We start from the raw sequence: 12,712 nt of genomic DNA on the forward strand, positions 1-12,712 counted from the left end.
AATTATCATTATTTATTTATGCTAAAAAATATAGACTAAAATATTAATTTAATATATTATATATAAAATTAATGGATTTAGAAATGAAAAGCATAAACAAAGAAGAAGAAGAGATAGTAATTTCATTTATAAGCATACTGATTATATGTTCTTATATAGCATGTCAGATGATATCTAATATAGCAAGCGTAAAAATAGCTAATGTTTTAAGCCTTGCTGTTGATGGAGGTACATTTTTATATCCTTTAGCTTTTACAATTAGAGATATGGCACATAAAACTATAGGCAAGAGAAATACTCAAAAACTTATATTAGTTTCTGCCATTATAAATATATTTTCTCCTATATATTTTTATATAATATCTCAAATACCTGCTGATTCAAGTTTTGAGTTTAATGAGGCTTTTCAATTAACATTAAGTCCTGTGATTAGAATAGCAATAGCTTCTATAGTAGGTTCTTCATTATCCGAGCTTGTCGATACTGAAATATATCATTTATTTGTAACTAAAATTACAAAAAAATATCAATGGCTTAGGGTTCTTATAAGTAATGCATTCAGCATACCTGTTGATAATTTTATTTTTGTAGCTGTAGCATTTTGGGGAGTACTTCCTTTTGATACTTTAATAGGAATATTTATATTTAATTTTGCTGTTAAATATGCTGTTACTATTATAAGCGTGCCTATGATATATTTAGTAAAGGATAAAAATGCATAGTTTTATAATTAATTAAAAGTATTGACATAAAATAATATAATTGTTATCTTTGCATACAAAAATAGAGAGTTCATATTTATCATTATATTGCTTAAAAATATAATTATAAATTATGCAATAACTACGATAGCTACTGAAGTTTTTAAGAAAACTTTTACAACTTTTAATAAAACGCAGAAGGTACTAATTTAGAATTAATAACTCATCAGGCTAATACTAGAATTATGAATTCTGTTGCTAAGAGTTTGGGTTTAAAAGATGATAAATTCTATATTAATATACAAAGATACGGCAATACATCAGCAGCAAGCGTAGGAATAGCTCTTGCTGAGGCTTTTGAATCAGGAACTATAAAAGACGGAGATTATGTATTATTAACGGCTTTTGGTGCAGGGCTTACTTGGGGATCAACTTTAATAAAATTCTAATAATATATATGAGGTTTTTATTATGACATTATATGAATACTTATATTCAGGATTTGGAAAGGAAGAAGATTTAAATTGTGCCGAAAAAATGCTTTACGGAGCTAATAAAGTTTATGAGCTTGGCATAAATAAAAATGATTTGAAATTAGCTGCAGGCTTCGGAGGCGGTATGGCAGTTGGAATTACCTGCGGAATAATTACAGGCGGTATAATGGCTTTATCTAAGGCTTTTATAAAAGACAGAGGACATGAAGGAACTCTTTTAAAAGAAATTGAATCAGAATATATAAATAAATTTAATAATAAAATGGGAAATATTAACTGCGATACTTTAGTAGAAAAATACAGACATCCTGAAAACGGATGCAGTTATTTAATATTTGAAGCGGCTAAAATATTTGATGAATTGATGGAAAAATACAAAAATTATAGAGTTTAAATATCTTAATATAAAAATTATAATTGCCTTAGAATATATTATTTTTATTAACAATAATAAAAAGTAAGCAGATAATAAACTTTAATATTAGCTATTCTAAAGCAAGTTTATAGGCAGCAGCATATTTATTTTTTTAACTTTAAATAATATTACATATAGAATTAATAATATTTAGTTTTTTTCTTTCTCTTTCGCTTAGAGGTGCATATTTAGATTTATATATTATATCATTTGCAAGAACTATAAATTGTTCCTTAAGCATTTCTGCAGCCTCTTTCGGAGTTTTTCCAGTAGATTTTATAGCTAAATCTTCATTACCTATAACATAATGATCATCTGCTATTTTTAGCATATAGCCTTTTAATGGTTTTTTGAAGTGAAAATCATCTGCATCATTGAAATTCAATTCTATTTTCTGTTTCTGTGCCATCAATATATACTCTCTCTTTTGTATAATCTTCATTTGTCAGGCTAAGTGTTTTTTGCGTAAATATAATATCATTTGTGTTGAAAGCATAAGGAGCTCTTCCTTTTAATTTACTCACTCCGTTTGATATAGCCTGATCTATAACTATATATAATTCTTCAGCATGTCTTTTTTGATATTTCATAACATCTGCAATAACTATTTCATAAGCAGTTTGTCTGGTCGGACTGCCTGTATCGCCAATTATATGATAAGAATCTCCGTTTAAAGTGTCTATCCATAAGTAATCTCCGTCTATATCATATATCTCGAAATCTATAGTAACCTTTTGTGACCAAAAAGACATAGCAGAATTTGCATACATTATACCGTCTACCTTATCAGCAAGTATTAATAAAGTTTCTTCACTCAGCCTATTAGTTGCCAAAGTTCCTGTAGCAGCCACATAATCAGCACCCAATATAGAATGATTAGGTAATTCGGCAAAATCTTTATTTCCAATAGCTTCTTCTAAAGTTATAAGTCTGACCATTTCATTTTGAGAATTAAAATTACTAATAAAACTATTTAATACAAAATCAGCATATATTTCCGTATTTAAATATTTTAATTTGTCTAAATACTGATTAGTCATACTTTTAGGAAATGTAAAAGAAGCAATAGCAATATTTCTCTTTTTTTCTATAATATCATCTACTCTTACATAGGAATATCTTGATGCACATGATATAATAATAAATAAAGATAATATTATAAATATAAAAAAATTAATTTTCCTATTCATCTGATATATTTCCTTTATGCCTCTTCATCTTTTTTATTTTCTCTGTATTCTATTACCTGATTAATAATAGATTTTACTGCATAATCTTTATCTGTAGAAGCAAGCAGATTCAAAGCTCTGTCAATTCTTATATCATCATAATCTTTCAAAGCCTCCACAGCCGCCATTCTTACCCATTTATTTTTACTCGATAAACTGTCAAGTATAGAGTTTAAAAGTTCTTTAGCATTCATTTTACCAGCTACTTTAAGCCCTTCTATCTGCACCTGCAAGTCTGTATCGGATATAGCCCTTTTAACTCTGTCAATAGTTTCAGGATTATTAGCCTCCAATCTTCCAAGCCCTAAAATAGCCAAGCATCGAACATTAAAATCAGGGTCTTCAACACTTGCTCTGAGAAAATCGCTATAAGCAATATCAGCCTCTATTTTTCCTAAAAGCCATATAGCCTCAGCCCTTACCTCTCTTCCTCCATTTTGTGCTGCATTTAAAACCTCTAATATAACTTCTTCATCATCAGGATTTTTTGCTAGCTTTTTTTCCGCTTTATGAACATCATCAAGTCTTCTCAAAGTAACATCTTTTGCAGAACAAGATATAATCAGTAAAAATACCGCAGTAAATATAAAAGCTATTATATTTTTTTTTATATTATATTTCATAATCATATTATATTTTATAACCATTTACTCTTTAATTTATTAATTTATTTCTTAATCTATTAATTTCTTCTTTGGCTTTATCTATATTTTCTATAGAACCCTGAGCAAAAGCGTCTTTTCCTCCGCCTCTTCCTCCGCTTACAGCTATAATATCTTTTATAATATTATTTGCGGATAATTTTTTTTCTTTTAAAGCATTTCCTGTTATCTGTACAAGTATAGAGTCGGAAGAATCTGTTTTACTTATCATTACAGCGATACTATCTTTTACTCTCTCTTTTATAGTATCAGCATAAAGCCTAACTTCTTTAATATCCTCATTAAACTCCAAATTATAGAATCTAATTCCTTTTAGCTCTTCATAATTATCCATAAATGAAACAGAAGCAGCAGATGAAGTTTTTAACTGTTTAATTTCTTTCTGCAGTTTTTTCACTTCGTTTTGCAGGCTTTCTGCTCTTACAGTAATATCGTCTGTCTTTGAAGCATTTAATATATATGCTAGATTTTTCATTTTACTGAATAATTTGCTTGCTTCATTAGCAGCCTTTAATCCTGTTATAGCCTCTATCCTTCTAACACCGCTTGCTACGGAACCTTCGCTTACTATATGAAAATAACCAATTTCCGATGTATTTGTCAAATGACTTCCTCCGCATAGCTCTACGGAAAAACCATTGCCTATATCAAGTATTCTTACAGTATCAGGATATTTTTCACCGAATAAAGCCTTAGCTCCGCATAAAATAGCCTCTTCTTTAGGCATATATTTTATTACGGCAGGCATTGATTTAAATACAATCTCATTAACCTGATTTTCTATATTTATTAAAGTTTCATCTGAAATTGAATCAGGGTGAGTAAAGTCAAATCTCAAATACTCATCAGATACGAAGCTTCCAGCCTGATTAATATGGTTTCCAAGATTAAGCTCTAATATTTTCTGAAGTATATGAGTAGCCGTATGATTCTTTCTCACGGCACTTCTTCTGTCAAAATTAACGAATAATTTTATTTCTTCTCCTACGCTTAAAGAATGACTGCTGCAGTCTGCTATATGTATAATAGTATTTTCCTTTTTCTGAGTATCTGTTATTTTTATGATTTCTTTTCTGCTGTTTTCTATATATCCGTTATCTCCAATCTGTCCTCCCATCTCTCCATAGAAAGGAGATACATCAGTAATAATTAAAGCATTTGAAGATGATGCTTTTTCTTTTTTGCTGTTATTTTCATATACGGCAGTAATTTTGGCGTTTACCCCGTTTATCAGATTATCAGTTTCTTCTCCTACATATTTAGTTTCATAATTTTCAACATATATGAATTTTGATTTTTTATCTTCTCCTGCACCTCTGCTTCTTTTTTTCTGCTCTTCCATAGCTTTTTCAAAACCAGCTTTATCAACTGTAAAGCCATGATCTGATGCTTCTTCCTCTGTTATATCTATAGGAAGTCCGTAAGTATCAAAAAGCATAAAAGCATCTTTTCCCGATATTATTTTAGTGTCTTTATTTTCTTCAAATACATTATAAAGTTTATTCATACCAGAAGATATTGTACTTATAAATTTATTTTCTTCTTCTTTCAGTATTTTTTTTACATTTTCTTCTTCTTTCGGAAGATAATCATATATATCTTTATATACATTAACTACAGAATATGTAATTTCACTCAAAAAAGCATTTTTATGTCCCAAATCGCTTGCAGTTTTTAAAGCTCTTCTTAAAAGCCTTCTAAGTACATAACCTCTTCCCTCATTTGAAGGAGTACAGCCTTCTGATATTACAAATACCAATGCTCTTAAATGATCCGCTATTAAATTTATTTTAGTCTTATTTTTATCCTCATATTTGATATTTAGTTTTTTGACTACTGCATCAACTATAGGCTTCATTACATCAGTTTGATAATTGCTTTCAGCATTTTGAGTAATATAGCATAATCTTTCAAGCCCCATTCCTGTATCTATGCCTACATTAGGAAGAGGAGATAAATTGCCGTCAGTATCCTGAAAAAACTCATTAAATACTAAATTCCAAAACTCTAAATATCTTTCACAGTCGCAGCCTACAAAACAATCAGAATTACCGCATCCTTTTTCTTCTCCCATATCAATATAAAGTTCGCTGCAAGGTCCGCAGGCACCAGAATCCCCAGCAGGTCCCCAGAAATTATCTTTTTTTCCAAGTCTTACTATCTTTTCTTTAGGTACTCCAATATGTTCATTCCAAATTTTGAAAGCATCATCATCTTTTTCATAAATGGAAACATATATTTTTTCAATAGGAAGTTTAATTATTTGAGTAGAAAATTCCCAAGCAAATTCTATAGCCTCTTTTTTGAAATAATCTCCCATAAAACAGAAATTACCGAACATTTCAAAAAAAGTATGATGTCTTGCAGTTTTTCCTATATTTTCTAAATCAGAAAGTCTAAAACATTTTTGTATGGTAGCTACTCTTGAATAAGGAGCTTTCTTTATTCCTGCATAATAAGGCTTGAATTGGAGCATTCCTGCTGTAGTAAATAAAAGGCTTGGGTCATCTATAGGTATAAGAGATGATGATTTCTCTATAGCATGCTGTTTGCTTTTAAAGAAATCTTTGAATTTTTCTCTCAATTCTAAATGTGTCATGATCACTCCCGTTTTTAAGAACATTTATATATGAAAACTTAAATTTTTTATCGTTAAATTATATATTTAATTAATAATATATTAAATTAATTATGAATGCAAGTTAAAATTAAAAAATAGATTATATAATACTTAAGTAATAAAAAAAAAGAGGAGTAATTATATATGCCCCTCTTTTTTTGATTAATAAACTTTTATAAGTTAAAGACTATTAATTTATTCTATAATTATAACATAAGTCATTCTTGCCCTTTTTATTGTTACAGTAAATGACTTATCATTTCCATAGGATTTAACAAAGTTATTATAATCATCTATATTTGAAATAGTTACTCCGTTAATAGCTTTAATAACATCTCCCGGTCTAAGTCCGTACTGATATGCTTTTGAGTTCTGAGTCATATTAAGAACTGCAACACCTCTTTCATTACTTCTTATCTGAAGCCTTTGAGATATTTCAGGAGTGATATTTGAAACATCTAATCCCATCCAAGAACGGGCATTGCCTTGAGAGTTATTTTGAGACTGTCTTGTAGGCACAACATTTTCATCTTCAACTCTGGCTTCTATAGTAATTTTAGAAGTTCTCTCTCTTCCATTTCTCAAATATTTAACAGTAACTTCTTTTCCTACTTTTGTAGTTGCTACTTTATTAAATAAATCTCCTGACTTAGTCATTTTTTCGCCGTCATACTCTATTATAATATCTCCGTCCTGCAAGCCTCCTTTATCGGCTGGAGAATTTGGTATAACTTCGCTTACATATACTCCGCTGTTTTGTCTTACATTAAGTCCTCTTGATAAATTTTCATCTATATCCTGCAGATATATTCCCAAATATCCTCTTGTAACTTTTCCGTTTTCTTTTAAGTCAGTCATAACAGAAGTAGCAAGATTAATAGGAGTAGCAAAACCTATTCCTATGCTTCCGCCTGAAGTAGAGTATATCAAAGTATTTATTCCTATTACCTGTCCGTGAATATTAAATAAAGGACCTCCTGAATTACCTGGGTTTATAGCAACATCAGTCTGTATATATCTTTGATATTTATTAGCTCCTACATCGCTTCTTCCTTTAGCACTTACAATACCGAATGTAACAGTATTATTAAGCCCGTAAGGGTTTCCTATAGCAATAGCAAATTCTCCCGGTTCTATAGCATCGCTGTCGCCTAAAGCAACATAAGGAAAATCTCTGTTATTATTTTCTATTTTTAGTAAAGCCAAATCATAAGCCTCATCATATCCTATCAATTTGGCAGGCAGTTCTTCATCTTCTCCGTAAAGAGTAACCATTATTTTAGTAGCATTTTTTACTACATGATAATTGGAAAGTATATAGCCCTCTTCATTTATAATAAATCCGCTTCCTAAAGATTTCTGACTTCTCTTCTGTCTAGGCATTTGATCTCCGAAGAAAAATCTGAAGAATTCATCTGCATATCTGTCTTCTCTAGTTTCTCCTGCTTCTATTTCAGTAGATATATTAACCACAGCAGGCATATTTTTATCAACTACTTCTCTTATAGCTCCTTCAACTGCTAAAGCACCGTCTAATGAACCTGTAAAAGCAGTTTTTTCCGGTGCTGCTTGAGCATGAACTAAAAACTCTCCTTTTTTATAATTTTTTTCATACGAAAATATAAAAAAAGAAATAATTATACCAACCAAAGTAAATGTAAGCCCAAGATTTAAAAAGAACATAAATGAATGTTTTTTCTGCTCCATATACTCATAACCTCCTATTTAATTAAAATATATTTTTTAAAACTTGATAATTGATTTAATTTTCAATAATAATAAAAAATCATAATAAAAGTTTCGCCTCATAGTTTATGAGAATATTACAATTATTATATTTAAGTAAATTTTATATAATATAAACCTACAAAAAAAATACAAAGTAAAAAGCTATTTATAATTATTATGTTTGTAAAATGTTTCAGCTTCGCCTTTAGGTCTTGTATTCCATCTAGGGTGAATCCAAAGCCAATTTTCAGGATATTTTGTTATTATTTCTTCCAATTTTTTTGTATATCTTTGAACATTATGTCTTATAGTTTCTTCTTTGGTTTCTTTTTCTTCTATATACATTATATCATGAACTATAATTTTATGATGTCCGTATCTGTCAGGCAGACTATAAACTATAGCCATTGGAGAACCTGTTTTCATAGCTATAGCTACAGGACCTACAGCTGTAGCACAAGGATATCCGAAAAAATCTACAAAAATACCTTCTAAATAATTCTGATCGCATAAAAAAGCTACAGGCGAATTATTATTTAAAACATTAAATATTTCTCTTAAATCTCCCCATCTTGATATGCATTTCATTCCTCTTTTTTCACGCCAAGAACGCATATATGCATCTAGTTTCGGATTATCAAGAGGTCTGAATATAACACCCGGATTATAGCCTTTGATAGCAAAATAAAAAGCTATATATTCCCAATTTCCTATATGCCCTGTTATAGCTATAATTCCTCTCTTTTTTTTATTCATAGCTTCATCAAATATATCCTGTCCTTCTATTTTTATTCTCTTTAATATTTGCTTATCTGACATTTTTGATGATTTAATGAACTCTGCAAAAGTCATCATCATAGATTTTATGGATCTCTTTGCTATTTTTTTTCTCTCTTTAAAACTTTTCTGCGGAAATGCCTGCTTTAAATTAATAAATGCAACTTTTCTTATACTTGGTACAAAATAGTACATTAAAGTTCCTACAAGTTTTGCAAATAATATTACAATGATATAAGGCATAAATGCTAATATTTCCATTAATATACGAAGCGGAATATATTCCAGCATTATAACCTTTGGTGATTTATAAGCCAAATGATACCTCTCTTTTACTTTTTAGCTTCCTCTTCTTTAGTCTCTTCTGCATCTTTATTTTCTTCAGAAAATAATTCTTCATCTTCTACATTGCTAAATTCATCATTAGTATCTTCTTTTATATTATTATCATCTATATTGTTATCATTATTATTTGTATTTTCAGTATTATCATTTTCTAAATTATTATTATTATCATTATTTTTATCATCTAAATTATTATTTTCATTATCTAAATTTTTATCATCTTCTTTATTATTAACTGTATTATTTTCTAAATTATTATCATCATTTTGATTTTCAGAAGCAGTTTTTTCTTCTTGTTTCTCAATTTCAGCCTGATTATCTTGTACTTCTATTAATATTCCTGCACCTGATAACTCTCCCTGTGTAATTAAATAATTAAATCCCGAAATAAAATAATAAGCCTCTGTTAAAGCTTTTAATACACTATAACCTTGTATTCTCTTTTTTGTTTTACCTATTTCTGCTGGAAAATTTAATATATCATTAGGGTTTTCTATTATTCTTTCTCTCTCTTCTTTATCTAATAATAATTTATCAAGCTTTTTCTTGAAAGGAGTTATTATTGATATAAAAGTGCTTTTCAAATTTTTAGCTATATAAGAACGCTGCCCGTTTTTATCAGACAGCATAGAAACTCTTTGTTCAAAACGCATAGCTTTATCTTCTTCTATTTTATTAATAGTTTTACAAAGTTCGCTGTATTCATTTAATCTTGAATTAGTATCTGATAATGATAGAAATATATTATTAAAATCATTTTTATAGTCTGTTCTTACCTGATTATCATAAACTAAATTATATCTTACTTTATTTGATACAAATACTGCAGAATATTCTCTGTCTAAAAAATCTATTAAAACTTTTATTCTATATATTTTATCTTTAATAGGCACTATATAGAATGGGTCTGCTTCATATTCTATGTCATTATCCTCTTTTTTGAATGATACGCATTTATTAATAAGTTTTACACCTATAGATTCAACTTTACTCAATTTTTCTTCTTCATCATCTTTTTTCTTTCCTATGTTTTCTTTAGCTTCTTCTATTTGACTTTCATGTAATTTTTCTTTTTCTTTTCTTAATTTAGTATAGTATCCTAATATATCTTCATCAGTAATATTCAGATAGCGTTTAAAATCACTAATAGTTTCGAGCTTTTCCTTTGAAGCATACTGCAGAAGCACAAATAGTTTAGGATAATACTTTGAATATACTAAATCTACAGCTCTTTTAAAAGCAGATATTCTTGAGTTTACTATACCTTTGCTTATATTATCAACAATGGCGTATGCAAGCATAGCTTTCTCTCCTGCTAATTTCATTCTTGAAGAGTATTCGTGAAGAACATAAAGCGGTCTGAATATAGCTTTTATTTCTTTAATATAGCTGTCAGCTGAAACATCGCTGTTTAATTCTTTATACGGTCTTAAAAAATCTTTATATGTTTTTTCATTATATTGATCTTTTATTCTTTCTAAAAGCTCCAAATCTTCTAAGTCTTTAGAAAATTGATGTACTATTTTTTGATGTTTCTCTTTAGCATCTATACTAGAATTATCGCTTGGGTTTAAGGCATTAAAAATTAATGTGTCCATTTCTAAAAGTGCTGCTATAACATTTTTATCTATAAAGTTTAAGAATTTCGGATTGACATTTCCCCCTGTAAAAGTTATAACTCCTGCACTTAAGGCATTAAACCATAATTTAACATTAACAAATAAGCCGCTGTTTTTTTTACTTGAGATGTCTGCTGATGAAGATTTACTGCTTTTATTTTTTGTATTATTTTTTGTGCTTCTGCTGCCGCTGTCTCTTAAATTTCTGCTGCTGTTTCCGCCTACTAATGTGTTTGAAGATTTTCTTGATGATACTCCAATAACTCCCGTATTAGGTTTTTTTTTATCGGCTATAATTTCTCCGCCTGCATCTACAAATTTGTTAAATAAATCTTTTCTGGCATCTTTATTAAGCTCATCTAATTTTAATCTATCTCTAGTGTTATCTATATCTCCCATAAATAATAACTCCTATGATTTTTATTTTATATTTACTGCTTATTTATTTACCGCCTATGTATTATAGTAGCACTGCCCTGATTTTCTGCCATAATAGTCATACTAGATATTTGTACATGGCTTTTTCTAGTTAGTACATACTCTATATTATCGGCTATATCTTCTGCATATAGAGGGTTAAATCCTTTATATACATTATCAGCCTTTTCTTTATCTCCTTTAAATCTTACAGTAGAAAATTCGGTATTTACCGCACCGGGTTTTATATTAGTTATTTTTACAGGCTTATCTATTAATTCTACTCTAAGACTGTCTCCGAACATTTCTACAAAAGATTTGGTAGCACAATATACAGCCCCTCCGCTATAAGCTTCATCTGCTGCAGTAGATGAAAGATTTACTATATGTCCATAGCTGCTTTCTAATATATAAGGAAGAAGAAGCCTAGTTAATACTATTAAGCCTTCGCAGTTTACTCTAAGCATTTGTATTGAGTCTTCTATGCTGTTATTATAATATAAATCTTTTTCTAAAGCTAAGCCTGCATTATTTATAAGTATGTCTATATTTTTATAAGTATTTTCTGAGGCAAGATTTTCTACAGCTTTTTTAATATCTTCTGTTTTTGAAAAGTCTAATTCTATGGCTTTCACTTTTATATTATATTTTTCTTCCAATTCGGATTTTAATATATTCAGCTTTTCTATTCTTCTGGCTGCCAATATAAGATTAACTCCGTTAGATGCAAGCATTTTAGAAACCGCTTCGCCGATACCTGCACTTGCTCCTGATACAAAAGCCGTTCTCCCTTTAATATTTTCTGCATACATAATTAATGCTTCCTTAATTATTTTTTTATTTGTTCCTTAATTATTTTTTATTTAATTTATTCATAAGTTCTTACTTTTCCGGCAACATCCTGAGCAGTATACTGCATTCCAACCTCATTAAGATACTTACTCACCAAACTATCCATTTGATTTTTTAATCCTTTTGAATATAATTCCATAACAATAGTACAATTTTGCTGAGAATCCCATTTAGTATCTACAACAGAAGTACCTCTTATTCTTCCTGCAACTCTTTCCTGTATAACATATTCATCTATCATACCTTTTTCAGAAGAACTCAAAGATTCTATATATGAGCCTACTATTTTAGCAACTATTTTATTTTTTGCATCCAATTCTGCTGCCTGCTTGGAAGTGAGTTCTCTTCTAAATTTATCAGTAGTGTCTATATCTTTAGCAGGAGAGCCCATTCCCATAACTCTGAAAGTGTCATTATTTATCCAGCCTTCAGGTCTTTTTTTATTAATTCCGCTATTACAGGAAATAAAAAGTATAGATAATATTATTGTTAATGTAAGTAATTTTATAAATTTCATTTTCATTCTCCTTATTTTAGTATTTTTTATATTATTATAATATAATAACCTATATTATAATAATATAAAAAAAATAATTTTATGCAATAATCAAAACACAAAATTTATTACTTTATTATGTCGTCAATTATTGTATATTTTTAAATAAATACATACTTTAAAAAGTACATTTTTTATATTAAATATCATTATTAAAGTTTCAGCTGTTTTTTAGTATATAATTCTTAAAATTTCATTTACACTGCATATAAAATAAGTTTTAATATATATAATTTTTTTATTATAATTGACATAAAGCAAACATTATATATAATTAGTTAATCTAAAGTTATTTAT

Annotated in this window: 12 protein-coding genes; 3 read left to right on the forward strand and 9 right to left on the reverse strand. The window is 28.7% G+C overall.

The genetic code is table 11. The annotated features are described in order from the left end of the window. Positions 1 to 83: 83 nt before the first annotated feature. The 3 genes from QZ288_RS03355 to QZ288_RS03365 all read left to right on the forward strand — a co-directional run bounded on the left by QZ288_RS03355 (position 84) and on the right by QZ288_RS03365 (position 1,589). Positions 84 to 722: a queuosine precursor transporter gene (locus QZ288_RS03355; RefSeq protein ID WP_295154945.1), complete on the forward strand. Its 639-nt coding sequence runs from the start codon at positions 84 to 86 to the stop codon at positions 720 to 722. 224 nt (positions 723 to 946) lie between these two features. Continuing rightward, a complete protein-coding gene (locus QZ288_RS03360; RefSeq protein WP_295154947.1) occupies positions 947 to 1,150 on the forward strand; it encodes a 3-oxoacyl-[acyl-carrier-protein] synthase III C-terminal domain-containing protein in 204 nt (67 codons plus the stop codon). Positions 1,151 to 1,172: 22 nt separating this feature from the next. After that, positions 1,173 to 1,589 (forward strand): C-GCAxxG-C-C family (seleno)protein, encoded by a 417-nt coding sequence (locus QZ288_RS03365; protein ID WP_295154949.1) that lies wholly within the window; start codon positions 1,173 to 1,175, stop codon positions 1,587 to 1,589. 139 nt (positions 1,590 to 1,728) lie between these two features. On the opposite strand, the gene QZ288_RS03370 is transcribed toward QZ288_RS03365, so the two are convergent. From QZ288_RS03370 to QZ288_RS03410, 9 genes are all read right to left on the reverse strand, one after another. Further along, positions 1,729 to 2,019, reverse strand: a complete 291-nt coding sequence (locus QZ288_RS03370) for a hypothetical protein (protein ID WP_295154951.1) — start codon at positions 2,017 to 2,019, stop codon at positions 1,729 to 1,731. Further along, positions 1,982 to 2,800: a hypothetical protein gene (locus QZ288_RS03375; RefSeq protein ID WP_295154953.1), complete on the reverse strand. Its 819-nt coding sequence runs from the start codon at positions 2,798 to 2,800 to the stop codon at positions 1,982 to 1,984. The genes QZ288_RS03370 and QZ288_RS03375 overlap by 38 nt, the downstream gene beginning before the upstream one ends. A gap of 14 nt (positions 2,801 to 2,814) precedes the next feature. Further along, positions 2,815 to 3,468 carry a HEAT repeat domain-containing protein gene (locus QZ288_RS03380; RefSeq protein WP_295155043.1) on the reverse strand — a complete coding sequence of 218 codons (654 nt, stop codon included), beginning with the start codon at positions 3,466 to 3,468 and terminating at the stop codon, positions 2,815 to 2,817. A gap of 25 nt (positions 3,469 to 3,493) precedes the next feature. Then, the gene (gene alaS / locus QZ288_RS03385; RefSeq protein WP_295154955.1) at positions 3,494 to 6,100 is read right to left on the reverse strand and encodes an alanine--tRNA ligase; all 2,607 of its coding nucleotides are present in this window, start codon (positions 6,098 to 6,100) and stop codon (positions 3,494 to 3,496) included. A 216-nt stretch (positions 6,101 to 6,316) separates the two neighbouring features. Continuing rightward, positions 6,317 to 7,828 (reverse strand): DegQ family serine endoprotease, encoded by a 1,512-nt coding sequence (locus QZ288_RS03390; protein WP_295154958.1) that lies wholly within the window; start codon positions 7,826 to 7,828, stop codon positions 6,317 to 6,319. Positions 7,829 to 8,011: 183 nt separating this feature from the next. Beyond that, a complete protein-coding gene (locus QZ288_RS03395) occupies positions 8,012 to 8,944 on the reverse strand; it encodes a lysophospholipid acyltransferase family protein (RefSeq protein WP_295154959.1) in 933 nt (310 codons plus the stop codon). A gap of 14 nt (positions 8,945 to 8,958) precedes the next feature. Continuing rightward, the gene (locus QZ288_RS03400; protein ID WP_295154961.1) at positions 8,959 to 10,989 is read right to left on the reverse strand and encodes a hypothetical protein; all 2,031 of its coding nucleotides are present in this window, start codon (positions 10,987 to 10,989) and stop codon (positions 8,959 to 8,961) included. Positions 10,990 to 11,036: 47 nt separating this feature from the next. Beyond that, positions 11,037 to 11,819, reverse strand: coding sequence for an SDR family NAD(P)-dependent oxidoreductase (locus tag QZ288_RS03405; protein WP_295154962.1), 783 nt, complete (start codon positions 11,817 to 11,819; stop codon positions 11,037 to 11,039). Positions 11,820 to 11,875: 56 nt separating this feature from the next. Continuing rightward, the gene (locus QZ288_RS03410) at positions 11,876 to 12,382 is read right to left on the reverse strand and encodes a hypothetical protein (protein ID WP_295154963.1); all 507 of its coding nucleotides are present in this window, start codon (positions 12,380 to 12,382) and stop codon (positions 11,876 to 11,878) included. Positions 12,383 to 12,712 lie beyond the last annotated feature (330 nt).

This window comes from uncultured Brachyspira sp., assembly GCF_910578695.1.
GTDB lineage: Bacteria > Spirochaetota > Brachyspiria > Brachyspirales > Brachyspiraceae > Brachyspira.

Excerpts from the sequence above, each read along its gene's own strand:
- QZ288_RS03355 (WP_295154945.1), top strand. The coding sequence starts at position 84 with ATGAAAAGCATAAACAAAGAAGAAGAAGAGATAGTAATTTCATTTATA.
- QZ288_RS03360 (WP_295154947.1), top strand. The coding sequence starts at position 947 with ATGAATTCTGTTGCTAAGAGTTTGGGTTTAAAAGATGATAAATTCTAT.
- QZ288_RS03365 (WP_295154949.1), top strand. The coding sequence starts at position 1,173 with ATGACATTATATGAATACTTATATTCAGGATTTGGAAAGGAAGAAGAT.
- QZ288_RS03370 (WP_295154951.1), bottom strand. The coding sequence starts at position 2,019 with ATGGCACAGAAACAGAAAATAGAATTGAATTTCAATGATGCAGATGAT.
- QZ288_RS03375 (WP_295154953.1), bottom strand. The coding sequence starts at position 2,800 with ATGAATAGGAAAATTAATTTTTTTATATTTATAATATTATCTTTATTT.
- QZ288_RS03380 (WP_295155043.1), bottom strand. The coding sequence starts at position 3,468 with ATGATTATGAAATATAATATAAAAAAAAATATAATAGCTTTTATATTT.
- alaS (WP_295154955.1), bottom strand. The coding sequence starts at position 6,100 with ATGACACATTTAGAATTGAGAGAAAAATTCAAAGATTTCTTTAAAAGC.
- QZ288_RS03390 (WP_295154958.1), bottom strand. The coding sequence starts at position 7,828 with ATGGAGCAGAAAAAACATTCATTTATGTTCTTTTTAAATCTTGGGCTT.
- QZ288_RS03400 (WP_295154961.1), bottom strand. The coding sequence starts at position 10,989 with ATGGGAGATATAGATAACACTAGAGATAGATTAAAATTAGATGAGCTT.
- QZ288_RS03405 (WP_295154962.1), bottom strand. The coding sequence starts at position 11,819 with ATGTATGCAGAAAATATTAAAGGGAGAACGGCTTTTGTATCAGGAGCA.
- QZ288_RS03410 (WP_295154963.1), bottom strand. The coding sequence starts at position 12,382 with ATGAAAATGAAATTTATAAAATTACTTACATTAACAATAATATTATCT.